Source organism: Roseateles aquatilis (genome assembly GCF_002205645.1).
GTDB classification, from domain to species: domain Bacteria; phylum Pseudomonadota; class Gammaproteobacteria; order Burkholderiales; family Burkholderiaceae_C; genus Roseateles; species Roseateles aquatilis.
The window spans coordinates 182378-207419 of the sequence record NZ_NIOF01000005.1 but is presented as its reverse complement, the minus strand read 5'-3'; the positions used below and the strand labels follow the sequence as shown (position 1 = coordinate 207419).

General features: G+C 69.8%; 26 protein-coding genes. 10 read left to right on the top strand and 16 right to left on the bottom strand.

The window, feature by feature from the left end:
* Nucleotides 1-168: 168 nt before the first annotated feature.
* Together CDN99_RS29030 and CDN99_RS13520 are read left to right on the top strand one after the other, a co-directional pair.
* Entirely contained in the window at nucleotides 169-507 is a 339-nt protein-coding gene (locus CDN99_RS29030; protein ID WP_202820266.1) for a helix-turn-helix domain-containing protein, read from the top strand.
* Complete coding sequence (locus tag CDN99_RS13520) at nucleotides 504-1847, top strand: HipA domain-containing protein (protein ID WP_088385391.1); 1344 nt, start codon at nucleotides 504-506, stop codon at nucleotides 1845-1847. Before CDN99_RS29030 ends, CDN99_RS13520 begins: the two co-directional genes overlap by 4 nt.
* A gap of 16 nt (nucleotides 1848-1863) precedes the next feature.
* On the opposite strand, the gene CDN99_RS13515 is transcribed toward CDN99_RS13520, so the two are convergent.
* The 8 genes from CDN99_RS13515 to CDN99_RS13480 form a co-directional block, all read right to left on the bottom strand.
* Nucleotides 1864-3114, bottom strand: coding sequence for a BaiN/RdsA family NAD(P)/FAD-dependent oxidoreductase (locus CDN99_RS13515; protein ID WP_088385390.1), 1251 nt, complete (start codon nucleotides 3112-3114; stop codon nucleotides 1864-1866).
* Between the two features lie 83 nt (nucleotides 3115-3197).
* Nucleotides 3198-3617, bottom strand: a complete 420-nt coding sequence (locus tag CDN99_RS13510) for a hypothetical protein (RefSeq protein ID WP_088385389.1) — start codon at nucleotides 3615-3617, stop codon at nucleotides 3198-3200.
* Nucleotides 3618-3785: 168 nt separating this feature from the next.
* Entirely contained in the window at nucleotides 3786-4391 is a 606-nt protein-coding gene (locus CDN99_RS13505) for a hypothetical protein (RefSeq protein WP_141100774.1), read from the bottom strand.
* Entirely contained in the window at nucleotides 4381-5790 is a 1410-nt protein-coding gene (locus tag CDN99_RS13500) for a hypothetical protein (RefSeq protein ID WP_088385387.1), read from the bottom strand. Before CDN99_RS13500 ends, CDN99_RS13505 begins: the two co-directional genes overlap by 11 nt.
* Complete coding sequence (locus tag CDN99_RS13495) at nucleotides 5787-6803, bottom strand: phospholipase C/P1 nuclease family protein (protein ID WP_088385386.1); 1017 nt, start codon at nucleotides 6801-6803, stop codon at nucleotides 5787-5789. Before CDN99_RS13495 ends, CDN99_RS13500 begins: the two co-directional genes overlap by 4 nt.
* Before the next feature lie 236 nt (nucleotides 6804-7039).
* Entirely contained in the window at nucleotides 7040-7606 is a 567-nt protein-coding gene (locus CDN99_RS13490; protein ID WP_088385548.1) for a DUF3455 domain-containing protein, read from the bottom strand.
* A 139-nt stretch (nucleotides 7607-7745) separates the two neighbouring features.
* The gene (locus tag CDN99_RS13485; protein ID WP_088385385.1) at nucleotides 7746-8462 is read right to left on the bottom strand and encodes an anti-sigma factor; all 717 of its coding nucleotides are present in this window, start codon (nucleotides 8460-8462) and stop codon (nucleotides 7746-7748) included.
* Nucleotides 8462-9127: a sigma-70 family RNA polymerase sigma factor gene (locus CDN99_RS13480; RefSeq protein WP_238139512.1), complete on the bottom strand. Its 666-nt coding sequence runs from the start codon at nucleotides 9125-9127 to the stop codon at nucleotides 8462-8464. Before CDN99_RS13480 ends, CDN99_RS13485 begins: the two co-directional genes overlap by 1 nt.
* A 411-nt stretch (nucleotides 9128-9538) precedes the next feature.
* Here CDN99_RS13480 and CDN99_RS13475 point away from each other — a divergent pair, with 411 nt between their 5' ends.
* The 3 genes from CDN99_RS13475 (at nucleotide 9539) to CDN99_RS13470 (ending at nucleotide 12042) form a co-directional block, all read left to right on the top strand.
* Nucleotides 9539-10495 carry a ferritin-like domain-containing protein gene (locus CDN99_RS13475; RefSeq protein ID WP_088385384.1) on the top strand — a complete coding sequence of 319 codons (957 nt, stop codon included), beginning with the start codon at nucleotides 9539-9541 and terminating at the stop codon, nucleotides 10493-10495.
* The gene (locus CDN99_RS28680; protein ID WP_158218843.1) at nucleotides 10488-10637 is read left to right on the top strand and encodes a hypothetical protein; all 150 of its coding nucleotides are present in this window, start codon (nucleotides 10488-10490) and stop codon (nucleotides 10635-10637) included. The genes CDN99_RS13475 and CDN99_RS28680 overlap by 8 nt, the downstream gene beginning before the upstream one ends.
* Nucleotides 10638-10698: 61 nt before the next feature.
* Nucleotides 10699-12042 (top strand): Nramp family divalent metal transporter, encoded by a 1344-nt coding sequence (locus CDN99_RS13470; protein ID WP_088385383.1) that lies wholly within the window; start codon nucleotides 10699-10701, stop codon nucleotides 12040-12042.
* A gap of 70 nt (nucleotides 12043-12112) precedes the next feature.
* Here the strand turns inward: CDN99_RS13470 and CDN99_RS13465 are convergent, their stop codons facing one another.
* From CDN99_RS13465 to CDN99_RS13450, 4 genes are all read right to left on the bottom strand, one after another.
* Nucleotides 12113-13624, bottom strand: coding sequence for a methyl-accepting chemotaxis protein (locus CDN99_RS13465; RefSeq protein WP_088385382.1), 1512 nt, complete (start codon nucleotides 13622-13624; stop codon nucleotides 12113-12115).
* A gap of 82 nt (nucleotides 13625-13706) precedes the next feature.
* Nucleotides 13707-14366 carry a peroxiredoxin gene (locus CDN99_RS13460; protein WP_088385546.1) on the bottom strand — a complete coding sequence of 220 codons (660 nt, stop codon included), beginning with the start codon at nucleotides 14364-14366 and terminating at the stop codon, nucleotides 13707-13709.
* A gap of 247 nt (nucleotides 14367-14613) precedes the next feature.
* Entirely contained in the window at nucleotides 14614-15468 is an 855-nt protein-coding gene (locus CDN99_RS13455; RefSeq protein ID WP_088385381.1) for a class I SAM-dependent methyltransferase, read from the bottom strand.
* 74 nt (nucleotides 15469-15542) lie between these two features.
* Nucleotides 15543-16181: a PA4824 family protein gene (locus CDN99_RS13450; protein WP_141100773.1), complete on the bottom strand. Its 639-nt coding sequence runs from the start codon at nucleotides 16179-16181 to the stop codon at nucleotides 15543-15545.
* Between the two features lie 213 nt (nucleotides 16182-16394).
* On the opposite strand from CDN99_RS13450, the gene katG reads away from it, so the two are divergent.
* From katG to CDN99_RS13430, 4 genes are all read left to right on the top strand, one after another.
* Nucleotides 16395-18590: a catalase/peroxidase HPI gene (gene katG / locus CDN99_RS13445; protein WP_088385379.1), complete on the top strand. Its 2196-nt coding sequence runs from the start codon at nucleotides 16395-16397 to the stop codon at nucleotides 18588-18590.
* 145 nt (nucleotides 18591-18735) lie between these two features.
* A complete protein-coding gene (locus CDN99_RS13440; RefSeq protein WP_141100772.1) occupies nucleotides 18736-19341 on the top strand; it encodes a nucleotidyltransferase domain-containing protein in 606 nt (201 codons plus the stop codon).
* 22 nt (nucleotides 19342-19363) lie between these two features.
* The gene (locus tag CDN99_RS13435) at nucleotides 19364-19771 is read left to right on the top strand and encodes a hypothetical protein (RefSeq protein ID WP_141100771.1); all 408 of its coding nucleotides are present in this window, start codon (nucleotides 19364-19366) and stop codon (nucleotides 19769-19771) included.
* Nucleotides 19772-19853: 82 nt separating this feature from the next.
* Nucleotides 19854-20471 carry a CAP domain-containing protein gene (locus CDN99_RS13430; RefSeq protein ID WP_238139511.1) on the top strand — a complete coding sequence of 206 codons (618 nt, stop codon included), beginning with the start codon at nucleotides 19854-19856 and terminating at the stop codon, nucleotides 20469-20471.
* A 34-nt stretch (nucleotides 20472-20505) separates the two neighbouring features.
* On the opposite strand, the gene CDN99_RS13425 is transcribed toward CDN99_RS13430, so the two are convergent.
* The gene (locus CDN99_RS13425) at nucleotides 20506-21342 is read right to left on the bottom strand and encodes an SDR family NAD(P)-dependent oxidoreductase (protein WP_088385376.1); all 837 of its coding nucleotides are present in this window, start codon (nucleotides 21340-21342) and stop codon (nucleotides 20506-20508) included.
* Between the two features lie 137 nt (nucleotides 21343-21479).
* Here CDN99_RS13425 and CDN99_RS13420 point away from each other — a divergent pair, with 137 nt between their 5' ends.
* Entirely contained in the window at nucleotides 21480-22427 is a 948-nt protein-coding gene (locus tag CDN99_RS13420; RefSeq protein WP_088385375.1) for a GlxA family transcriptional regulator, read from the top strand.
* A 42-nt stretch (nucleotides 22428-22469) separates the two neighbouring features.
* Here CDN99_RS13420 and CDN99_RS28995 read toward each other — a convergent pair whose 3' ends face one another.
* From CDN99_RS28995 to CDN99_RS13405, 3 genes are all read right to left on the bottom strand, one after another.
* Nucleotides 22470-23222, bottom strand: coding sequence for a hypothetical protein (locus CDN99_RS28995; RefSeq protein ID WP_193531715.1), 753 nt, complete (start codon nucleotides 23220-23222; stop codon nucleotides 22470-22472).
* A 21-nt stretch (nucleotides 23223-23243) separates the two neighbouring features.
* On the bottom strand, nucleotides 23244-24083 hold the full coding sequence (locus CDN99_RS13410; RefSeq protein WP_088385374.1) for a DUF899 domain-containing protein: 840 nt from the start codon (nucleotides 24081-24083) through the stop codon (nucleotides 23244-23246).
* Between the two features lie 195 nt (nucleotides 24084-24278).
* Nucleotides 24279-24920 (bottom strand): Vgb family protein, encoded by a 642-nt coding sequence (locus CDN99_RS13405; RefSeq protein ID WP_088385544.1) that lies wholly within the window; start codon nucleotides 24918-24920, stop codon nucleotides 24279-24281.
* Nucleotides 24921-25042: the final 122 nt, after the last annotated feature.

The window sequence follows — 25042 nt, the reverse complement described above, 5'->3', positions numbered from 1 at the left end:
GAATGAAAATGCCTGTGATCGCAGGTATTTTCAAAAAAACGGATGCGGGAGACGAATAATGTCCACGAGCGCGGACATTTCATTGCCTTCTAGCCGCCTTGGCCTCAAAATGTCTGCGAACGTAGGCATTCAATGAAGCGACCCATCCAAACCCCCGAGGATCTCGGCATGGTGATCCGTGCCGTGCGCAAGAGCGCCAATGTGCGCCAGGACGACCTGGCCGGCATTGCGAAAGTCAGCCGGCAGTTCGCTATCGACGCGGAGCGCGGCAAGCCCACGATGCAGTTGGGCAAGGTGTTGCAACTCCTGGAGGAACTCGGCATCGCGCTGAGCGTGGATGTCCCGGACGACGTGGCGCCGATGCTGGAGCAGGTCAAGGAGAAACGGGCGACCTCCGCATGGATCAAGTACGCCGAAGCGCAGGCTGGTCAGGCGAAATCGCCAGGCGCGAAGCGTTCGGCAACGGATGGCAAAGCAGAGGCCGACGAGGACGGTGACGACCGATGAGAAGCCTGCGCGTCTACATGGATCGTCGACCGCTCGGGGAACTCTTCGAAGGCGACGATCTCTGGCAACTGCAGTACGACCCTGACTGGGTCTCCGCGGCGGATGGTTTTGCCTTGGCGCCGGGCCTGCCGCTTCGGTTGGAGCGGCACGTCGACGGGGGCACGCAACGTCCGGTGCAGTGGTACTTCGACAACCTGCTGCCGGAGGAACTGCTCCGCCAGGCCATCGAGAAGGAGGCGGGCATCAAGGGCGACGACGCCTTCGCGCTGCTGCAATACCTGGGGGCGGAGTCCGCGGGCTCGCTGACACTGCTGCCCCCCGACGTGCCGCTGCCCGCGACGACGGGGCTTCGCGTGCTCTCCGACGCGGAACTCACCCATCGGATCGCGGGGATTCCCAAGCAGACCCTGACCGCACAAGCGCCGAAGCGCATGTCGTTGGCCGGTGCGCAGCACAAGATGCTGGTGAGCCTCGTCGGTGGGAAGCTCTATGAGCCCGAAGGTGCCACGGCCTCCACGCATATCCTCAAGCCCAGCCATCCCGATGCATCGACCTACCCGGCGTCGGTGATGAACGAGTACTTGACCATGTGCATGGCCAGGGCCATGGATCTGCCGGTCCCTGCAGCGCATCTGCGCCACGTGCCGGAGCCGGTCTATGTTGTCGATCGATTCGACCGGCTGGTGAGGGAAGTCGGTACGCGCGATCAAGGCGTGCCGAGCCTGGAAGTGCAACGGTTGCACATCATCGATGCCTGCCAGTTGCTGAGCCGGTCCCGTGCGTTCAAGCACAGCGGTGCGACGCTCGATTCGTTGAAGGACATCATTCGAGCCACGTCCAACCGGGCTCGCACGACGCTGCAACTCTTCCGCTGGCTCATCTTCAACCTGCTCATCGCCAACGACGACTGCCACCTGAAGAACCTCTCGTTCTTCGTCTCGTCGCATGGCATCCAGCTCGCGCCGCACTACGACCTGCTTGCGACCGGTGCGTATCACACCCGGGCATTCGCCGATGAACACGCGATCTGGCCCGACGTGCCGATGGCGATTCCACTGCCTGGCGCGCGGACCTTCGGACAGGTGACCGAGGACAGCGTGCTGCTGGCGGGCGAGGCGCTGGGCCTGTCCGCCCCGACCGCCCGCCGCGTCCTCGGCGAGATGGTCGCGCTGGCCGATGCCGCGCTGGCGACCGCGCAGGCCGCGCTGGATCAGGCCCATGCCGGCCCGGCCGATGTCACCGGGCTCAGTACGGCGAGCGAGGTCCGCTTCATGCGCGCGCTGACGCACATCGTCGTCAAGGACATGAAGGATCGGCTGACGCGCCGGCGGGCGACCTGACTGGCGCAGGCGGCGCTCAGACGTACTGCGCCGCTGCGTGCCCCGAGGCCCAGGCCCACTGGAAGTTGAAGCCCCCGAGGTGCCCGCTGACGTCGAGCACCTCGCCGACGAAGTACAGCCCCGGCGACTTCAGCGATTCCATCGTCTTGGACGACACCTCCCTGGTGTCGACGCCGCCCAGCGTCACCTCGGCCGTGCGGTAGCCCTCGGTGCCCGCCGGCACGACCTGCCAGGCCGACAGGCGCGTGGCGATCTGGTCGAGCTCCGCGTGCGTGTACTGCTTGATCGGCTTGGAGACGAACCATTGCTCGGCGATCAGCGTGGCCATCTTCTTCGTGAAGACCTCGCCCAGCAGCGTCTTGAGCTCGGCGTTGGGCCGGTCGTCGCGTTGCCGCGCGAGCCAGTCCGCGGCGTCGCGGTCGGGCATCAGGTTGATCTCCACGGCCTGGCCGGGCAGCCAGTACGACGAGATCTGCAGGATCGCCGGGCCGCTCAGGCCGCGGTGCGTGAAGAGGATGTTCTCGCGGAAGCTCTTGCCGTTGCAGCTCACCAGGCAGTCGACCGAGGTGCCGGTCAACTCCGTGCACAGGTCCTTGAGCTGGTCCGTGATCGTGAAGGGCACCAGGCCGGCGCGCGTCGGCAGCACGTTGTGGCCGAATTGCCGGGCCACCTGATAGCCGAAGCCGGTCGCGCCCATCGTCGGGATCGACAGCCCGCCCGTGGCCACCACCAGCGACGCGCAGCGCATCGGCCCCGCGGTGGTCTGCAGGCGATAGCCGCCTGCCGACCCGTCGCCCTCGATGTCCTTGGCGCGCTCGATGACATCGGCGCCCTCGGCCCCGTGCGCCGATGTCTCCTCCCGCTCGATCTGCTCGATGGACGTGTTGAGCAGCAGCTGAACGCCGGCGGCCTCGCATTCGTCGAGCAGCAGGCGCAGGATGTCGATGGACTTGTTGTCGCAGAAGAGCTGGCCCAGCTTCTTCTCGTGGTACGGCACGGCGTGTTTGTTGACCAGCGCGATGAAGTCCCACTGCGTGTAGCGGGCCAGCGCCGACTTGCAGAAGTGGGGGTTCTGCGAGAGGAAATTGGCCGGCTCGGTGTACAGATTGGTGAAGTTGCAGTTGCCGCCGCCGGACATCAGGATCTTCTTGCCGGCCTTGTTGGCATGGTCCAGCAGCACCACGCGCCGGCCCCGCCCCGCCGCGGTCAACGCGCACATCAGGCCCGCCGCGCCCGCACCCATCACCACCACATCCGTGTCTTGCACAGCCGCATCCTCAGCAAAGAAACTCGAACCCGCACAGCGGGCCGGCAGCTTAACGCATGAGGTGTGGCGGGGGCCGGGGGGCGTCAGTCCGCCAGGAAATCGAAGTCCGCGAACTCCGCGTGGCTCCACTTGATCAGCACCTTGAACGTCGTGCGGCCGGCCATCGCCGCGCCGCCGAAGTCGCAGAACACGTGGACGTCGCCGTCCTCGCCGAACAGGCTCAGCTTGCTGCCCTCGGCGCAGGCCAGCGGCGCTTCGCCCAGGGTCGGCGCGATGCTGGCGGAGGTGTCGTCATGGCCGCCGGTGAACATCGCCTTGAACTGGAAGCGGCGCGCCGTCGCGGCGGCCGGGACGGTGCAGGTGATCTCGCGCCAGTCGTACATCCGGTCCGTCTCCTGGCAGGCCGTTGCCTTGACGGAGGCAAGCGGGCGAGCCGGCGCGGGCGATGCCGCTTGCAGCAGCGGTGCGGTCAGGACGAGCGGCAGCAGGGCGAGGAGGCGCATGGCGAAGACGGGGCGTGGGACAGGGAATGCCGATGTTGCTGGGGCTTTGTGACAGATCGACGGCGCCGCCGCACGGGCTCGCCATCCGTCGCCGGACGAGCTTGCCATCCGCTGCCACACGACCTGCGAGGGCGCTCGGGCGATCTTCACCGGCGTCGGAGGCGCCGTTCAGGGCGTCGCGCCGCTCGCGGCCAGCGCCGCCTGCATGCGATCGCGCATCTGCGCGATGCGGCGCCGTTTTTCCTCGCCCTTGGCGAGCTGCTCCGGCGAGAGACCCATCGCGCGGCCGCGCTCGATCTGCGCGTCCAGCATCGGCAACTCCTGATCGGCCGCGGCGACGAAGGCGCGTTGCACGTCCTGGTGGCGCTGTCGCTCGCGACGCGCGTAACTCGCGTGGTCGTCCAGTTGCCAGGTCGGCGTGGGCGGCTCGGCCGTCGATCGTTGCATCGGCGGCGACCGGTCGTCGCCGGCCACCCGCGCGTCGGCGAGGCTCCAATGCGCGGGGGGCGACTCGGCGACCGTCGGGGTCGACGGCGCGATGCCGCCAGGCGATGAGGCCGCCGAGGCGCTCGTCCCGCCGCCTGCCACCAAGGGGCCGGGCCTCGGCGACGACGCCGGGCGCGCGGGCGGCGCGGCAGCGGTCGAGTCGCCCGCGTCGACGGTCCCGTCGCCGAACGTCAGCCAGGCCGCCGTGGCACCCGCGATCCCCACGACGATCGCGAGCGCGCCCGCCAAGCGGGGGCCCCGGCGCTCGGGCCGGGGCTCAATGGGCATGGCCGGGGGCTCCCGTCAACGTGAGACGTTCCGGCACGAAGGGATCGGCCGGCGGCACGATGCCCGGCGCCCAGCGCAGCGGCGCGGCGGCGATCAACGCCTGCTGACGCTGCTGCCATCGCGTCTCCAGCCGCTCCATCGCGAGCGCCTGGCGTGCCTCGTGACGCACCGTCTCGCTGTCGGCCGGATGGTGGCCGCGACGCACGGCCAGCACCTGCACGCGTTCCCAGCCGCCGCCGTCGGGATGACGGATCGCGGGCGATACCTGCCCCACCGGCCAGGCCTGCATCAGGTCGAGCGCCCAGGCATCCAGCTCGCTGGCCGGCCGGGGATCGCCGAGCTGCCAGACGAGGCGCGTTGCGCCGGGCTGCTGGCGCAGGTCCCGTCCGTCGCCGCAGGCTGGATCGGCGCAGCGCAGGCGCAGGCCCTCGACCGACTCCAGGCGCTGAAAGCGATCGCGATGCGCGGCGTAGAACGCGGCGATCTCCTCGGTCGTCACGGCGGCGGCCAGCGCATCGCGCGCGGGCGCGTCGCCGTGCGGGTCGGCGCTCAGCCCTTGCCAGCGCTGCCAGGCGATGCGCCGCAGGCGCGCCTGCACGACGCGATGGACGAACGCGAGTTCCTGCTCGCTCCAGCCGCTGTCCTGCCGCAGCCATTGCGCGACGAAGCGCTCGTTCAGCCATTGGCGCGCCTGCGCGCGGGCATAGGCCAGGTCCCCGGCGCGCAGCATCCGTCGCCCCTGCACGTTCTGCAGCGGCCAGACATCGGCCAACGTGACGGCTCCCGCGCGTTCGTCCCCGAAGGCGCGATACCGCAGCAACACATAGCGCGCGGCGGCGACGCGTTCGGTGTCGTCGAGCTGTTCATCCATTCGAAGTCCGCCGCCCGCGGACCCCGACCACAACGCGGCCCAGGCGCGCGGGTCGGGCGCTTGCGGCAGCTCCAGCCTGGCCTTCCGCCAGGCGCGGTCGATCCGCTCCGGCCAGAGCTCGCGCAGCGTCGCGAGCCATTGGCGACGCGTCTCGACCTCGGGCGGGAAGCCCACCCGCATGCTCGCGAACAGCGTCGCGTCGCCGACCTCGCGGGCCGCAGCATCGCCCAGCAGCAGGTCCAGCGCGACGTGCCGCGTGAGTTCGGGCAAGGTCAGCGCCGGCCGCTCGCGCCGCGCCAGCGTCAGCAGGGCCTCGGTGGGACGGCGCGGGAGGGTCTCGTCGCCGAGTCGCGCGATCCAGGCGTCACCTCGCGCGCCCGCATCGGCATGGCCGCCCACACGCGTGGCGGCGGCCTCGACGGCCACCGGCGCCACGGGGGCGACACCGGTGCCGGCCAGGCTCGCCGCGCCGATCGACAGCAGGCCGCTCGTGACGACGATCGCAGCGGTGCGGCCGGGGCGCCTCACAGGCGTTCGGCCGCGCGATTCAACAGATGCACCATCATCGCGATCGCGTGCGGGACCACGACGCGACCCACGTTGCGACGCTCCGCGTGGTCGGTCGTGGACAGCACCTGGCCGCCGCGGCTGTAGGAGATCTGGCCGCCCTGGCGCAGCAGCGGGCGGATGTCGGTGGCGGTGGGCGCCAGCGGCGTGAAGCTCGCGAGCGCCGCGCCGACGAGCGCGTCGTCGCCGAGCGCCTCGCTGTCGTAGTAGTCCTTGACCCAGCTCTCCCAGCCGGAGTGGTTCAGCGCCGACGTCGTCCAGGTGTGATGCGGCTGCAGCAGGTCCGTCGTGTGCATGACGAAGCCCAGGCTCTGCACCGTCGGACGCGCCAGGAACTGCGACCACCAGTACTGGCCGAGGTTGTCCACGGGCTGGAACGGGGCCTTCTCGAAGTCGGCGTACATCGACGGCGACGAGACGCCGCCCTGACGGTAGTTGGCCTCGGTGATGCCGTAGCTGTTGTACCTGGAGCCGTCGCTGAACCAGCCCTTCATGCCGCCCTTGCCGTCGTCGAGGTGATCGCCGACCAGCCAGGCCGCGGCCAGGTCGTCGATGTCGCCCTTGACCGTCAGCTTCGCGTAGTTGTAGCCGCCGAACGGATTGCCGTGCACATCGGGGCCCTGCGTGCGGTTCTGGAAATGCCAGTAGGAGGTGTAGTTGACGATGCCGGAGCCCAGGCCCCAGACCGGCGCCAACTGGCAGTCGCCGGTGACCGCGCCGCAGATGTAGGTATCGGCGAAGTCGTCGACGTCGAACGCGCCCTGGCCGAGCTGCGCGGCGAACTGGTCCATCGTGTAGCCGGCGCGCGAGACGCCGGCCAGCAGCTTGGCGTAGTTGGTCGTGTCCGGATGCCGCTGCATGTAGCGCACCGCGTCGATGGCGATGCGCCGGTGCGTTTCCTGGGCGAAGGCATCGGCCCGCGGCGCATGGGCGAGCGCCGCGGCGGCGGCGGTCAGAAGCAGGATCGATCGCATCGGAGGCTCCCTGTTGTGGCGCTGTGCGCACGAGTTGGTGGACGCGATGATCCGAGCGCTCCGTGACGATCCGGTTAAGGATCGGCGAATCGGAACGGGCCCGGCAGCGCTACCTGCAACAGGAGACGATGCCTGGTGACAACCTGTTCCGTCGCGCCGATGCGCGCGCCCGCGCCCGTCCCGGACGGTGCGCGAAGGGCGCGGGCAGTACGAGGGAACGGCCGTCGGCCGCGGTCTCAGCGCATCGCCACCGGCGTCCAGAAGATGTAGTCGGCCTGATAGTCCACGACCACCTTCTGGCCCGTGCGGGCCATGTCGCAAGGGGCCTGCGGCGCGACACCGCCGCGGGTCGCCACGCGCTGGATGTGGCTCACGCCCTGCATCGCGCCCATGCCCATGGCCGGGTTTGCCTTCACCAGCTGCATCGGGATGCTGCCCGCCGCGGCCGGCGCTACCGCGACCTGCGTGCCGGTGACCTTGGAGCCGTCGCGCGATTCCCAGGTGGCGGGCGGACCGTAGTACTTGCCCACCGCCTGCTGGCGACGGTCCATCAACGTGGCGTCGGGGCCGACGAAGACCCACTCGAACTGGTCCGCCATGTCCTTCCTGGCGCGGCATTCGTAGGTGATCTTGCCGACGCCGACGGTCTCCATCACGACCTTGTGGCCGTCCGGAACCTGCACGGCGGCGGGCAGGTCGGCCTGGGAGAAGGCCGGCGCCGCCGGGCCTCCGGGCATTGCGCAGGCCGCCAGCAACGCCGCCGGCAAGGCCGCGGCGAGAAGGGTCTTCGAGATCGTGGGCATCGGGTTCATCGCAGCTCCTCGACGGCCGGCCGGAGCCAGCCCCATCGGCAGCTCCTGAAGTACGACCGCAGTCGACCTTTACGCAGTCTTCACGCGTTTGGATGCGTCGGGATCGGCGTTTTTTTCGAGCCGACGGCCTTCAGACGCCGCCGGCCGACACGATCGGTCCGGTCGGCGCGCCGCTGGGCGAGCCGCCTGCCGGCTCCAGGCTGACCGCGAAGGCGTTCGTGTCCTGCAGCAGCCCGGCGCGGATCACGGTGGTGGACGCCGCGCCCGTGGCGATCAGGCCCAGCGAGCGAGGCGATCCCTGCTTGGGCACCGCCCAGAGCTCCAGCGCGTGCCGCGCGTCCAGCGACAGCGGTCCCAACGGACGCAGCACCAAGGCCCGACCGTCCGCCGAGACGCTGGCGACGAAGCCGGTCTTGACCACTTGCAGGCCTTCGGCGGTGCTTTCCAGAACGATCACCACCGGGGGCGTGACCGGTTCCGGACGAATCACCATGACGGCCAGCGCCACGGCCGCGGCCGTGGTCGCCGCGCTGATGCCGCGCCACAGGCCGAGCCGATGCCACCATCCGCCGGCAGGGGCGCCGCTCGCGCGAGGGACATCGCCGGCGGGGGCCGACGCGCCGAACAGGCGCTGCTGCACCGCCCGCCATACATGCACCGGGGGCTCGACGGGCTGCACCTGCCCGGCCAGCAGCTGCAGCCGGGTCTGCCACGCCGCGACCGCCGAGCGCAGCGCGGGATGGGCCGGCAACAAGCGCTCGAAGCGCCGTCGTGCGCCGCCGCGCAAGGTGCCCAGCGCGTACTCGGCGGCCAGGAGGTCGGCGCGTTCCGGATGTCCGTAGTCCATCAGGCGGCCTTTTCCATCGAGGCGATCAGCCCCGCGGCCCGGTCCAGGCAGGAACGCAGGCTCTGCAGCCCGCGCCGCACCCAGCTCTTCACCGTGCCCAGCGGCTGGCTCATGTGGTCCGCCACCTCCGCGTGCGAGAGGCCCTGGTAGTACGTCAGCGCCAGGCTGCTGCGCTGCTCGCCGCTCAGCGAGGCCATGCAGAGCTGCAGCGAGTGGGCGCGGCTGGCGTCGTCCAGCAGGTCCAGCGGCCCCGGTGTCAGGCTGGGCATGTGCACCAGCAAGTCGTCCTCGCCGTCGGCATTCGGGCCGCCGTCCTCGTCCAGATGGCCGAAGCTGCTGATGGTGGAGGGCTGCGTCGCCAGGCGACGCAGGCTGTCGATGGCGCGGTGGCGTGCCAGGCTGGTGAGCCAGGTCAGCGGCTGGCCCTGGTGTGCGTCGAAGGACGCGGCCTGACGCCAGACGGCGATGAACACTTCCTGCAGCACTTCTTCCGCCTGACTGCGGTCGCGGTTGATGCGCAGCACCACGCCGAAGAGCGTGGCGCTGGTGGCGCGATAGAGCTGGTCGAAGGCCTCGCGGTCCGCGAGCGCCACGCGCCCCATCAGCGCGACCAGCCTCGCCGCGCGATCCGAGGACGCGTCCTGTCCCATCGACATCTTCTCCATCGCAGCTCCCAACGTTCAGGGCCAGGGCCGGCCTCGACCCCGTCAGGCAAGGCCTGCTCCCGGTCGTGCCCGGTGTCCCCGGAGCACGTCTCACGCGCCTCGGCGACGCATCGTCGAGGCGCTGCTTTCTATACGCGGCGCGCGGGGTTTTGGATTCGTCGGGACGCATCGACGCGTCGAGGCGTCGATGCCATCGAGGCGCCGCGGCCGTGCTGCCCCGCGAGACCCAGCGGCGTTCCCGCCGCCGCGGCCCGCATGACCCTTCCGGCGACGCGGGTGCATCCGGGCGCGGATCGGCGGCGTAGTGCTGCTCAGGTCGTGAATGACGTCGCCTTCGGGCGAGCTTCCCACCTGGACGGGTCAGGTCTCGCAACAAGGCCGCCCGAATTCTTCCTTGTCGAAGGAGCCACCATGTTCAATTCCTCTCCCATCATCGATCTGCTGGAGCGTCGCGCCGTCAAGCGCGAAGAGCGCCGCCACTTCTTCCGAAAGACGGGCGGCGTCGCCGCCGGCCTGGCGGTCGGCACGCTGCTGGGTGCCTGCGGCGGATCGGGCGACGATGCCGTCGCGCAGTCCGCGCCCACGGATGCAGAGATCCTCAACTTCGCGCTGAACCTGGAGTACCTCGAGGCGCAGTTCTATCAATACGCCGTCTTCGGCATGGGCCTGCCCGCCAGCATGATGACGGGCGTCGGCACGCAGGGCGCGATCACCGGCGGCGCGAAGGTGCCATTCGCCGATCCGCTCGTGGCCGCGTACGCGAAGGAGATCGCCAAGGACGAGCTCGACCACGTGCGCTTCCTGCGCGCCGCGCTGGGTGCATCGGCCGTCGCGCATCCCGCCATCAACATCAGCGGCACCGATCCCAACGGTCCGTTCTCGGTCGCGGCGCGCGCCGCCGGACTCATCACCGCGGGGCAGGTGTTCAATCCCTTCGCCGACGACAACAGCTTCCTGCTCGGCGCCTATATCTTCGAGGACGTCGGCGTGACCGCCTACAAGGGCGCGTCCCCGCTGATCTCCAGCAAGACCTTTCTGGAGGCCGCCGCCGGCATCCTCGCGGCGGAGGCGTACCACGCGGGACTGGTCCGCACGGTCATGTACGCGAAGGGCCTTGCGAGCGCGAGCGTGGCGATCTCCAACGCGCGGGACAGCCTGGACGGCTCGACCGACGTGGACCAGGGCATCGCCGGCGCGACCCCCGACATCGCCAACATCGTGCCGCTCGACGACAACGGCATCGCCTTCAGCCGTTCCCCGGGCGACGTGCTGAACATCGTCTACCTCAACAAGGACGCGGTGACGCAGGGCGGCTTCTTCCCGGCGGGCGTGAACGGCTCGCTGGCCATGAGCAGCGCGTATGTCTGATGCGACCGCCATGAAGACATCCCCGGGGCAAATCCCTTCGCGCCCGGAGGTCCGCCGGGCCGCCCGATTGCTGGCAGGCTGGAGCGTCGTCATCATGGGAGCGGCCGTGCTGCTGCATCGCACGCTGACGCCTCTGGTCTGACCCCGCCACCCGACGCCTGCCTCTGACTCCACCGTCCGACCCCACCGCCCAAGGGACACCGATGACGCCTCCTCCCGCGATCGCGATCGAGCCGGACATCGGCCTGCCCGTCAACGGCCCGTCCCTGGGCGCCGCGCACCGCAGCGTGCCGGTGGCCCAGGGCGGCGCCTTCCTGCGCCGGCTGCGAGGATTCCTGGGCCCGGGGTACCTCGTGGCGGTCGGGTACATGGACCCCGGCAACTGGGCCACCGACATCGCGGGCGGCTCGCGCTACGGCTACGCGCTGCTGTGGGTGGTGGCGATGTCCAGCCTGATGGCGATGATCCTGCAGGTGATGGCGGCGCGGCTGGGCATCGCCTCGGGCCTGGACCTGGCGCAGGCCTGTCGCGCGCACTCGCCGCGTCGGACCGTGGTCTGGCAGTGGCTGTTGTGCGAGATCGCGATCTGCGCCTGCGACCTGGCCGAGGTGATCGGCACGGCCATCGCGCTGAAGCTGCTGTTCGACCTGCCGCTGGCCTGGGGCGTGAGCCTGACGGTACTGGACGCGGTGCTGATCCTGTGGCTGCAGCAGCGCGGTTTCCGCCAGCTGGAGGCGGTCATCCTGGCGCTGCTGACGGTGGTCTTCGTGTGCTTCGGCATCAACCTGGCGCTGGCCGATCCGCAGTGGGGCGCGGTGATGCGCGGCTTCATGCCGGTGCGGGAGACGATCACCGATCCCGGCATGCTTTACATCGCCATCGGCATCGTGGGCGCGACGGTGATGCCGCACAACCTCTACCTGCATTCGTCGGTGGTGCAGACGCGGCGATTCGAGACTTCCACCGAAGGCAAGCGCGACGCGCTGCGCTTCGCGCGCATCGACATCGTGATGGCGCTGTCGGTGGCCTTCCTGATCAACGCAGCGATCCTGATCACGGCCGGCGCGGTCTTCCACGCCAACGGCCATCGCGGCGTGGAGGACCTGCAGGACGCCTACCGGCTGCTGGACCCGCTGACCGGCGCGGGCATCGCCAGCGTGGTGTTCGGCGTGGCGCTGCTGGCGTCGGGGCTCAGCTCGACGGTGACGGCGACGCTGGCGGGCCAGATCGTCATGGAAGGCTTCGTGAACCTGCGCATGCCCGCCTGGGCGCGACGCCTGACGACGCGCGCCGTGGCGGTCGTGCCCGCGCTGGTCGTGTGCCTCGTCTACGGCGACGAGGGCATCGGCCGGTTGCTGCTCTTCAGCCAGGTGGTGCTGAGCCTGCAACTGCCGTTCGCGATCGTGCCGCTGATCCGCTTCACCGCGAGCCGCCGGGTGATGGGCGAGCTGGCGAGCAGCCGCTGGACCACCGCCGTGGCCAGCGTGATCGTGGCGGTGATCATGGCGCTGAACGCGGTGCTGGTGGTGGGCGTGATCGTCGGATGAGCCGCGCGCCGTTGGCCGCCTTCGGTGGCCCCCGGCGCAGGCTGATCGGCTGCGGCCGGCTTCGGCGGGTTCAGCCGCGCAGGGCCGCCTCCGCGATGCGCGCGGCGCGCGCCCGCGGCCATGGCAACTGCGCCGGCGCCTTGACGAAGTCCCGCAGGCGATGCGCCGTCGTGGACAGCGCCCCTGCGGTCGACAGGTTGCGATGCGCCGATTGTTCCGCCTCGTTGGTCGCGCTCGTCACGCCGGCCAATGCGACCTCCAGCTGCTGCACGGCGCTGGACTGCTGCTGCGTGGCCAGCCGGATCTCCTGGCTCGCGGACTCCGAGGTCGAGACGCGTTTCACGATCAGGCGCAGCGCCTCGTCGACTTCCGCGAAGAGGTCGGAGCTCGCGTCGACCGCCTTGGAGCCGGCCTCCGTGGCCATCACCGTCGCGTTGGAGGCGTTGCGGATCTCGTCGAGCTGGTAGCGGATCTCCAGCGCGTCGCCGCGCACGCGCTCGGCGAGGCGGCGGATCTCGTCGGCCACGACCTGGAAGCGCTCGCCGGCCTCGCCGGCGGACGCGGCCTCGATCGTGGCGTTGATGGCCAGGATGTTGGTGCGCTCGGCAAATTCCTCGACCGCGCTGAGCACCGTCGTCGCGCCTTGCACCTTCTTGCCGAGCGCCAGCATCTGCGTGACGACCCGATCGATCTGCTGGCGCATCAGGCCGACCGTCTCGCGCGCCCGCACCATCGCGCTGCCGCCGGCCTGCGCGGCCAGCGTGCTGGCCACGGCGATGGCCTCGACCTCGGCCGAGCGCTCGGCGATCTGATGGGCGGCGGCCTGCACCTCGTGCATGGTCGCGGTGACCTGCACGGTGGCGGTGGCCGTCTCCTTGGTGGCGGAAGCCTGTTGCTGGGAGGAGGCCTCCAGCTCGCGCGACTGCCGCAACATGTCCTCCGCGGCGCCGCCGACGGAGCGGGTCAACTGCCGCTGCAGCACGGCCCAGACGACGACGATCAACACCAGCCCGAGCAGCGCGCCGCCGACGGCGAACGCCTTGACCTCGCGGGTGGCCTCGGCCATCTCGGCGCTGCGCGCGTCGAGCTGCGTGGTGGCCTCGTCCTCGACGTCCTTCAGCGCGGCGCGCAACTGCGCCATCTGGCGCCGCGCGGTCTCGACCTGCGGCGCGCGCATCACCTCTTCCAGCGTCGTGGCCTCGCGCTGCGCGATCCGTTGCCGGAAGGTCCCGAAGAGGGACGAGATCATGCGCTCGACGTCGTCGAGCTGCAGCGCGCGGTCGTGCAGGGTGGGGCTGTCGCGCAATTCGCTCAGCCGCCGCGCGGTGTCCTTCACGCCCGCCTCGAAGCTCGGCAGGTAGCCGCGATCGCCGGAGAGCAGGAAGCCGCGCTGGCCGGTCTCCGTGGCGGTGATCGCGCCGTGCAGCGCGGACAGGTCGCGCAGGGCGCGATGGCCCTCGGCCAGTCGCGTCGAGGCCTGGTCCATCAGGAAGGCGCCCCGCACCGCGACGGCGCCGATGCCGGCGAGGATCGCGAAGACCAACGCGAATCCCAGGCCCATGCTGCGTCCGTAAGTCTTCATGCGTTCCTCCCGACGGCACGGGCGAGGCGGCACCCGGATGAAGGCCTCGCGGCGGCGTGTTCGCCGCCGCGCGTCGCGTCGATCAGCGCGGCTGCTTCACGATCCGCAGGTAGGGCTTGGGGGCGGCCCAGCCTTCGGGGTACAGCTTCTTCGCGTCCTCGTCGGACACGGAGCCCGCGATGATCACGTCGTCGCCATGCTTCCAGTTCACCGGCGTGGCGACCTTGTGCCTGGCGGTCAGCTGCATGGAGTCGAGCACGCGCAGGATCTCGTCGAAGTTGCGGCCCGTCGTCATCGGGTAGGTCAGCATCAGCTTGATCTTCTTGTCCGGGCCGATGATGAAGACCGAGCGCACCGTCGCGTTGGTCGCCGCGGTGCGGCCGTCGGAGCTGCCCGGCTCCTCGGCCGGCAGCATGTTGTAGAGCTTGGCCACCGCCAGGTCGGTGTCGCCGATCATCGGGTACGTCACGGTCGCGCCCTGCGTTTCCTCGATGTCGGCCACCCACTTGCCGTGGCTCTCGACCGGGTCGATCGACAGGCCGATCAACTTGGCGCCGCGGCGGGTGAACTCCGGCTCGATCTTGGCCATGTAGCCCAGCTCGGTCGTGCACACCGGGGTGAAGTCCTTCGGATGCGAGAACAGGATCGCCCAGCTGTCGCCGATCCAGGAGTGGAAGTCGATCTCGCCATGCGTGGTCTTGGCGGTGAAGTTCGGGGCGGTGTCGTTGATGCGCAGGGACATGGTGAGCTCCATTGAATGGGATGCGGAACGGATGCGGATCGAGTGCGAAAGAATCGATTCTCGTCGTCCCCGTCGGGGACTGCCGGCGCCGGAGCGCCATTGTTGTCCTCGATGTTGACGACGCGGCCAGTCTGCCGAAAGGCCTTATTTGGTCAGCGACTTTGAAAACGCGCAAATCGCAGGAGTCGCGCGAGGCGCGGCGGCGACTTCGCCGGGGGCCAGACGCGGTCGTCGTCGCAGCGCGCGGTCAGCCGCGCTTGCGCGCGCAGAAGGCGAAGGTCAGGTAGGGCACGGCGACGTGGGGTGGGTCCTTGAGGTCGGGCGTCTCGTCGATCAGCCGCCGGAGTTGCGCCTCGACCGTCGCGCGCTGGTCGTCGGGCAGCGCGCTGATGAAGCTGGTCGACAGCACGCGCTTGACGATGACATCCTCGGCCGGGCCGGTGTGCGCGTTGGTGAACTGCGACTCGCTCGGCGCCTCGAAGGCCGGATGCGGGAAGACCCCGCGCCATGTGCCCTTGTAGAAGCGCGGCACGTCGCCTTCGTGGCGGTCGGTGATCTCGTTCATCCGGGCGACCCAGGGCACATGCGCATCGCGCAGGTTCCAGATCAACGCCAGGCGGCCACCGGGCTTGAGCACGCGGGCCATCTCGTCGAGCGCGGCCGTCGTCGCGAACCAGTGGAAGGCCTGCGCGCAGACGACGACGTCGGCCGAGGCATCCGGCAACGGGATGGCCGTCGCGGTGCCCTGCACGCCGGTCACGCCGGGCAGGTCGACGCGCAGGCGGGCGAGCATCTCCGCCACCGGCTCGACGGCGATGACGTCGGCGCCGGTCTTCGCCAGCAGCTGGGTGAACTTGCCGGTCCCCGCGCCCAGGTCGACGACCGCCGCGCCGGGCACGATGCCGACGCTGTCGCGCAACCAGGCGTGCAACTCGGGTGGATAGTCCGGACGGCCCTTCACGTAGGTATCGGCGCCGGCCGAGTAGCCCGCCGCGGCCGCGGCGTGGATGGATGGCGTCGAGGCGGGACCAGGTGTCGCTGGCTCGGTCGGTGCGCTCGGCGACAGGTCGGCCGGGGAGGGCGGTGCGGTGCTGGACGACATGGGCGAGGACGCTCCGTTGACGTTGAGGCTCGCCGACTTTACCCCCCGCCGCGTCGCGGCGGGGGCGGGCCCGATCAGCGCTCGAAGGCCCAGCTCAGTCCCAGCGTCCACCAGTCCTCTTTGGCCGTCTCCGCAGTCGAGCCTGTCCGTGCGTAGCTCAGATCCAGCGTGACGTTCGGACCGAAGAAGCGCCGCAGGCCGAGGCGCCGCAACGGCCGTTGGCCGTCGTGGAAGTACTCGGCCAGGCCTTGCCACGCCGCAGTGGGCTGCCACTCGACGGCGATGCCCCGCGGCGTGTGGTGCGGCCCGCTGCCGTGGACATCGCGCCCGACATTGAGGTGCACGGCCAGGTCCTCGCGCGGTGTCCAGGTCAGCGGCACCAGGACGATCCGTTGCATGCGCGGGGCGTGGTCGTGCCGGTTGACCGCCACCACCGCGCCGAGGGCCAGCGTGGGCTGGAGTTCCGTGGCCCACTTGAGTTGCACGCCGAGGAGGCGGGCCGTCGGATCCACGGCGGTCGTGGCGCGGTCGACGTTGAGCCCGAGCTCGACATCGAGGACGCGGCAGGCGGAGCCGACGTGCTGAAGCCGGCGGCGATCGACGTTCGAGCGTGCCGCCCAGGCCTCGACATTGCATTGGCCGGGTTCGAGGAGCGCGGCGTCGTCGACCGCGTGATGACCGCCCGCCGCCAGACAGCAGGACGAGAGTGACAAGCCGGCCGCGAGGGCCACCAGGACAGGGCGTATGGGGAATCTCCAGGGCGCGCAGTGTCGCGGAGCTCGATGACGCCGGTAATGACACATGTTGAGGAAAAGCGCGCTATCGGGCTCATAGCCAGGCTCTCTTGCCCGTGCCTCCTTCCCGGTCCTAGACTCGCTTCGCGTTCCAACCCAGCGGACAGTCTCAGGTCATCCAAGGAGGCAAATATGTCAGGCGAAGCAAAGTGCCCATTCACGGGCGTGTCACGCAAGCACACCAGCGCGGGGGCCAAGGGCAATCGGGACTGGTGGCCCGATCAGCTCAACCTCGCGATCCTCCATCTGCATTCGGCGCGAGCGAATCCGATGGGCGAGCAGTTCAAATATGCCGAGGCGTTCAAGACCCTCGACCTGCATGCCGTCGTCGCCGACCTGCATGCGCTGATGACCGACTCGCAGGACTGGTGGCCGGCCGATTACGGCCACTACGGCCCGTTCTTCATCCGCATGGCGTGGCACTCCGCGGGCACCTACCGCGTGCAGGACGGCCGCGGTGGCGCCGGCACCGGCGCGCAGCGTTTCGCGCCGCTCAACAGTTGGCCGGACAACGGCAACCTCGACAAGGCCCGGCGTCTGCTCTGGCCGATCAAGCAGAAGTACGGCCATCAACTGTCGTGGGCCGATCTGATGATCCTGGCCGGCAACGTGGCGCTGGAGTCGATGGGCTTCAAGACCTTCGGCTTCGCCGGCGGTCGCGCCGACGTGTGGGAGCCCGAGACCGACATCTACTGGGGCCCCGAAACCACCTGGCTCGGCGATGAGCGTTATGCGGGCGATCGCGACCTGGCCAATCCGCTCGCGGCGGTGCAGATGGGTTTGATCTACGTGAACCCGGAAGGCCCGAACGGCAATCCCGATCCGGCCGCGTCCGGGCGCGACATCCGCGAGACCTTCCGCCGCATGGCGATGAACGACGAGGAGACCGTGGCGCTGGTCGCCGGCGGTCACACCTTCGGCAAGTGCCACGGCGCCGGGGAGGTTCACCACGTCGGCGAGATGCCGGAGGGCGCGGCCGTCGAGGAGCAGGGCCTGGGCTGGAAAAACGCCTTCGGCGAGGGCATGGGCGTCTACACGATCACCAGCGGTATCGAGGGCGCGTGGACGCCGACGCCGACGAAGTGGGACATGAGCTACTTCGAGACGCTGTTCGGCTTCGAGTGGGAGCTGACGAAGAGCCCCGCCGGCGCGCATCAATGGACGCCCAAGGGCGGTGCCGGCGCGGGCACCGTGCCCGACGCGCACGATCCGGCCAGGCGCCACGCGCCGATGATGACGACGGCCGACCTGGCGCTGCGCGTCGACCCGGCGTACGAGAAGATCTCGCGCCACTACATGAAGCACCCGCAGGCGTTCGCCGACGCGTTCGCGCGCGCCTGGTACAAGCTGACGCACCGCGACATGGGGCCGGTGTCGCGCTACCTCGGACCGCTGGTGCCCAAGGAAGAGCTCATCTGGCAAGACCCGGTGCCCGCGGTCGACCATCCGCTGGTCGACGACCGGGACGTGGCGGACCTGAAGGCCAAGGTGCTCGCGACCGGCCTGACGGTGTCGCAGCTGGTGACCACGGCCTGGGCGTCGGCCTCGACCTTCCGCGGCGGGGACAAGCGCGGCGGCGCCAACGGCGCGCGCATCCGCCTCGCGCCGCAAAAGGAGTGGGCCGTCAACCAGCCACGCGATCTCGAGCAGGTGCTGAGCCGCCTGGAGACGGTGCGCAAGGACTTCGACGCGGCGCAGTCCGGTGGCAAGAAGATCTCGCTGGCCGACTTGATCGTGCTGGCCGGCTCGGCCGGCATCGAGGCGGCGGCGAAGCGGGCGGGCCATGACATCACCGTGCCGTTCTCGCCCGGGCGCACCGACGCGTCGCAGGACCAGACGGACGTCGAATCCTTCGCCGTGCTGGAGCCGGCGGCCGACGGCTTCCGCAATTACATCCGTCGCGACCTCGTCGCCGAGGCCGCCGAGGCGCTCGTCGACAAGGCCCAACTGCTGACGTTGAGCGCGCCCGAGCTGACGGTCCTGGTCGGTGGCCTGCGGGTGCTGGGCACCAACGTCGGCCACACGAAACACGGCGTCTTCACGACCCGGCCGGAGACGCTGACCAACGACTTCTTCGTCAACCTCCTGGACATGCGGACGAGGTGGCAGCGCTCGGCGGCCGAGGAGGGCGTGCTGGAGGGCCGCGACCGGACCAGCGGCGCGATCCGATGGACCGCCACGGCGGTCGATCTCGTGTTCGGCTCCAACGCGCAGTTGCGGGCATTGGCCGAGGTCTATGCCTCGAAGGACGGGCAGCAGGTCTTCCTGCGGGACTTCGTCAAGGCGTGGACCAAGGTGATGAACCTGGATCGGTACGACCTGCTGTGAGGCGAGCCGGGTCGCCGCTCGGGAGGAGCGGGCGGCCCGGCGGCGACGCAAGAGCGGCTGTAGGCAATCTGGCTACGGTGTAGGCAATTTGGCTACGTCGTAGGCGATTTGCCTACAATGTCGGCATCTTGCTAGGGTGATCGCCATGAACGAAGCGCAATTGACAGAGGTCTTCGGCAGCGCCGGACGCTTTCGTGTGCTGCGGGCGCTGTTCGCCGAGCCGGGTCGCGGTTTCGGTCAACGTGAGTTGGCGACGGAGGCCGGCACCGATGCCGGCAGCGTCGCTCGTTGGCTGAGGCGCTGGGCCAGCGCCGGGCTCGTCACACGACGGGAGCAGGACGGGTTGCCGCGTTATCAGGCCACCATGGATCCATCGCTCGCGCCACTGGTTGCCTTGATGCAGCAGGACAGCGTCCTGGTGCGAACGTTGCGCGAGAGCCTGCGATCTGTGAAGGGAGTTCAGGTTGCCTTCGTTTTCGGCTCGGTGGCACGGGGTCAGGCAGGTGTCGGCAGCGATGTCGACGTGATGGTTTTCGGGTCGATGTCAGAACTCAAGACCAATGTGGCTTTAAAGCCCGCTGGTCGGGTATTGGGTCGTGAGATCCATGCCACGGCCACTACGATCTCAGCCTTTCTGGACCAACTTCGCAGCGGGGAGAGCTTCGCGCAGGACATCGTGCGAGGGCCGCGAATACCCTTGATCGGGGATTTCGATGCTGAAGTCATTTCGGGAGCTGGCCGCTCAGCCTGATGCACCGCTCAAGCCCTTGGCGGTGAACGCGCGTGACGTCGTGCAATGGCTGAGCCAGTCTCAGGCCAAGTTGCAGGATGCCGGCCAGACGACGATCTCCAATGGCACGCGAATGGATGCGACTTGGGATGCCGTGCTGCTCGCCTGCATGGCGGTCGCATGCGCCCAGGGGTGGCGCATGACGAGCGACCGCGGTCATCACGTGGTGGTGCTGGAGGGCGCCTGCCATGCACTCGGCTTGAGCGAACTCCGCTTCGACGAGTTGGACATCCTCCGAGACTGGCGCAACCGCAAGTACCGGGCCGGCTACAGCGTTGACACCGACGAACTGGCCGAGGCGCTCGAATGGGTCGCGCCGTTTCTTCGTGACGTGGCGACCTGGTTCGACGAGAACCATCGAGCCATGATCAAGCGCGGTGTGGCCCCTTGATCCGACGGTCCTGGGCCTGAACGACACACACACCGTACGTTTCGTTCCAGACTTTTCCCGTCCCGTTTCCTAAGATTCCAGGATGAACGATCTTTCGAACCTGGCGGGTCACGGGCACTGGACCTTTCATCTCTCGGCGCTGATGCTCGGGCTGAGCCTCGCGGCCTGCGGCGGTGGAGGCGGCGACACCGCGTCGAGCGGCACGCCCACCAACCCGGCAGCGCCGGTCAATCCGGCCAATCCGACCGACGTCGGCGGCACTTGCGACCTGCCCAACTTCCAGCAGAGCCTGCTGGACCGCATCAACGCGCTGCGCGCCGCTGGCGCCGATTGCGGCACGGCCGGCGTGTTCCCCGCCGCGCGGCCGCTGGCCTGGAACGCGAGCCTGGCGCTGGCGGCCGACGGCCATGCGCAGGACATGGCGGCGAAGAACTACTTCAGCCACGACAGCCTGGACGGTCGTACCTTCACCGACCGCATCAATGCCACCAACTACCAGTGGAGCGCGATCGGCGAGAACATCGCCGCCGGGCAGACGTCCGTCGAGGCCGTCGTGACGTCCTGGCGCAACAGCCCGGGGCATTGCGCCAACCTGATGTCGGCCGGCTTCGCCGACATCGGCGTGGCCTGCCGGCCGGCCGCGTCCTCCGCCAACACGTATCGCACCTACTGGGTGATGGACATCGGCAGGCCACGCTGAGCGACACCACGGGGCCCCGCTCGGGACCTCGGCATCAGTCCCGCGCGTATCGCGCCGCCGGCGTGTTGGTCGACAGGCCGCCGAACATCGCCTGCCGCGCACCCTCGAAGGCCAGCCACTTCTCCTCGTCGTGCAGCGAGGGGATGGTGATCAGCTCGCCGCGGTCGAAACCGACCAGCGCGGCATCGACCAGATCCTCGGCGCGCATGACGATCTCCTGCGGCAGGTGCTCGACCGGCCGTCCCCCGATGGCCCAGAAGTCGGTGGCCGTGGCGCCGGGCAACACGGCTTGCACGCGCACGCCCTTGTCGTGCAGCTCGTGGTGCAGCGACTGGCTGAATGCGTTGACGAAGGCCTTGCTGGCGCCGTAGACGCCGTTGAGCAGCTCCGGCGCGATGCCGACGACGCTGGCGATGTTGATCACCGCGCCCTTGCCGCGCGCCACGAAACCAGGGACCGCGACGTAGGTGAGCCGCGTCAGCGCGGTGACGTTCACGTCGATCAGGCGGTTCATCTGCTCCACGTCGCTCTCCAGCAGCGGCGTGTGCGTGCCGATGCCGGCGTTGTTGACCAGCAGCGTGATGCTGGCGTCCTGCCGCAGCTTGTCCTCGACCCGGCGGCGCTGGACGGGATCGCCAAGGTCGGCATCGAGCACCTCGATCGCGCGGCCGGTCTCCGTGGCGAGGCGGTCCGCCATCGCGGTCAGACGGTCGCGTTGGCGGGCGACCAGGATCAGGTCGTGCCCACGCCGCGCCAGGCGGTCTGCGTACAGCGCGCCGATGCCTGTCGATGCGCCGGTGACGAGGGCGGTGCCGAGACGGGCCTGGCCGACGGCGGAGGAAGAAGAAGGGATCGAAGTGATCGTGCTCATGGCGGTTTCCTTGCTCCGTGGGGAGCGATGGCTGAATGTGTGGTCATGGTAGGAATTCGGTCATGTGGCGTAAATGACGTTTATGGTTATGATTCATGCCATGACGAACTTCGGCCCGCGTCCCGCGGGGCGTTCCCATGCACCGCATCGGCTATGTGCTCAGCGACGGCTTCCAGCTGCTGGCGATCGCCACGCAGGCGGTCTTCGAGTACGCCAACATCGTTGCCGGCACGCCGTTCTACGAGGTGGCCTGCTACGCGCCGGGCGGCGGCGAGGTGCGCGCGTCGACGGGCGTGGCCGTGGTGGCGCGGCCGCTGACGTCGGTGACGCAGGCGGACACCTGGATCGTGTCGGGCGTCGGTGATCCGCTCACGGAGCCCTCGCCCGTCGAGGCCGTGAAGTTCCTGCGGCGCGCTGGCCGCCACGCGCGGCGCATCGCGTCGATATGCACCGGCAGCTTCGTGCTGGCGGAGGCGGGCTTGCTCGACGGGCGCCGCGCCACGACCCACTGGGCCTATGCCCGTGCGATGCAGGAGGGTCATCCCGGCATCCATGTCGAGAGCGACCGCATCTTCATCGTCGACGGACCGATCTGGACCTCGGCCGGCATGACGGCCGGCCTGGACCTGGCGCTGGCGATGGTGGAGAAAGACTTGGGCGACGAGGTCGCGCGATCGGTCGCGCACAAGCTGGTGATGCAGCAACGGCGCAGCGGCGGGCAGTCGCAGCATTCGGAGATGCTGGACCTGGCGCCGAAATCCGATCGTATCCAACAGGCCCTGGCCTACGCCCGCGCGAACCTGATGCGACCGCTGTCGGTCGAGGAGCTGGCGGAGGTGGCGAGCCTGAGCCCGCGGCAGTTCAGCCGTGTCTTCACGGCGGAAACGGGCCTGCCGCCGGCCAAGGCCGTCGAGGGCCTGCGGCTGGAGGCGGCGCGGCTGATGATCGAGCAGAGCCGGCATTCGCTGGACGTGGTGGCGCGCGAGTCCGGCTTTCGTGACCGCCGCCATCTGCGCGAGGTCTTCGTGCGCCACTTCGGCGTTCCGCCACAGGCGACACGGCGCGGCGCGCGATCGTCGGATTGAGCGCGGATCCGCGGTCCGCGCGGCCGGCGTGGCCGATGGGGATCAGCGTCGCCGCGCGCCCAGCCAGCGTCGCGCCTGACCCGCGCCGCGCGCGGCGGCAAGCCCCATCGCGCCGCCCACCGCCAGCATCGACACCGCATGCACGGCCACCACCGCGAACGCGAGCGGGAGCGATCCCGTCGCGGTGATCTCGCGTCCCGCCGCGTCTCCGAGGCACAGCGGCGCCAGTGCCGGCAGCAGCATCAGACCCGCGCCGTGGGCCGTCGAGACGATGAAGGACCAGAGGCCGAGCCCGAGATGGGTCGTCGACGTCCACACCGAAGCCGAAGCCGAAGCCGAAGCCGACGCCGACGCCGACGCCGACGCCGATGTCGGTCCCAACGCGGATTGGCAGCCTGATGGCGACGGCGATGTCGAAGCCTGCGCCGGACGAAGGCGTGATGCCGATGACGGTACCGATGACCTCGCTCCGGCCTGCGGCGAGGACGGCAACGATACCGTCCGCCTGCGCGCGTGGCGCGCGTGGCGCGCGAGGAGCGCGAGCAACGCGCCGCCCGCCAGCGCCAGCAGCCAGCCCCGCCCGGCGCCGACGCCGACGCCGAGCGCCAGCGCCACGGCCAGAAGCGCGACCGACAGCAGATGACCCGCCGCGATCGACCCCAGCGCTCGCCAGAACCGTCGCGCATCGCGATGCCGCGACGCGATCGCGGCCGCCGGCGCCCAGCCCGCCACGGGATTCAGGCCGTGCAGCGCGCCGGCGCCCGCCACCGCGAGCCAGGGCCAGAGGCTGTCCATGGTGCTCGCTCCGTCGCCGCGTCAACCGCGAGCGCAGCAGTCGCCCGTCGGCGCGGCCGGGCTGACGGCCGCCGCCGTCGTCGCTGTCCCGCCGTCGACTCGGCCCGGCCGCTTCGGGTAGCGGTCATGGTGCATCACCCAGGACATCGAGTGTTCGAGCCCTTCCTCATCGCGCCCCTTCGGCAGGAGGTCGAGGAAACGGTAGGTGTGCATCATCACCTCGACGCCGCGACCGTAGGTCGAGTATGTGAGGTAGATCGTCCCGTCTTCATCCTTGAGGAAGACACTGACGCCGGGCATCTCCTCGGCGCCGAAGGACACGATGCCGAAGTTGTAGTAGGTCTCGCCGCGCGCCCGCTCCTCCGGCGTGAACGACACGTTGAAGTCGAAGTTGAAGTCGCTGCGCTGCGAGGACACCCAGTCGAAGCCCCAGCCCATGCGGGCCTTGAAGCGTTCGATGTCCGCGACCGGCGCGCGCGAGACGGCGATGAAGCTCACGTCGCGCTGCGCCAGATGCGGCAACGTCGGATCCGTGTGATCGGCCATGAACGAGCAGCTCTTGCAGGCGTTCTCCCAGCCCGGCGCGAACATCAGGTGCTGCACGATCAACTGGCTTCGGCCGTCGAAGCAGTCGGCCAGGCTGCGCGGGCCCTGGGGCGTGTCGAAGACATAGTCCTTGTCGATGCGGACCCACGGCAGCGCGCGGCGCTCGCGGGCGACCTCGTCGCCGAGAGAGGTCAGCGCCTTCTCGCGCGCCAGCAACTGCTTGCGCGCGGCGATCCAGCGGTCATGGGTGACGACGGCATGCGACTCGGTGGTCGACGTGGCGGTCGATGCGTTGGGGAATGTGGTGGTCGACATGTGGTTGGAGGTCTTGGCGGATGAAGTGGCCGATCCATCGCCCGATGGGGCGGGAGACCGGGTCGGGGAACAGGTGGCAGCGCGGTCGGCCGGGGCCGCGGGCCATGCGGCGGCCGGCCCCGCCGCCGCAGCGCGGGTGTCCGTGGTCATGTGGAGCTCCCGGTGGTTGGGCGCGCGCGCGGGCGGGCCGGCGGCTCAGGTCCGCGTCGGACGGCGGACCGCGCGGACCTTGCCGCTGCCGGCGCCGCCGCAATAGAACAGGTCGGCGCCGTCGGATTCCAGGCCGCTGACGCCGACATTGGCGGGCATGCTGAGCCGCTCGATCACCGCGCCGTCGTTGGGATCGACGCGCCGCAGCTCGCTCTCGTCACCTTCCCAGGTGCCGTGCCACAACTCCCCGTCGACCCATGTCACCCCGGTGACGAAGCGGTTGGACTCGATGGTGCGGCGGACCTCGCCGGTGTCCGGATCGATCTGCAGGATCTTGCGGTCGCGGTACTGGCCGACCCACAGGCTGCCCTCGGCCCATGTGAGGCCCGAGTCGCTGCCCTGGCCCGGCGCGGGGATGGAGGAGACGACCCGGCCGCTGGCGGGATCGATCTTGTCGATGCGCGCCTCGGCGATCTGGTACAGGTGGTGGCCGTCGAAGGCGGTGCCCGCGTCGGCGGCGCACGGGATCGTGCGGACGAGCTCGCCGCTGGGCGGGTCGATGGACAGCAGGCCCAGCGCGCTCGCGGCCCACACGGTCCTGCCGTCGTGGCTGACGCCGTGGATCTGCGGGGCGCCGGGATAGGGGCCGTACTCGCGGACGATCTCGGCCGGGCGCGCCGCGGGCATCGACGCGGGCTGCGGCGTCAGCAAGGCGTCGACATGAGGGTCACAGGCGGTGGCGGTGGTGATGCAGGCACACATCGATGGCTCCTGGCGGCGGTGGGTGGAGGGAAGGGACGTTCAGGATG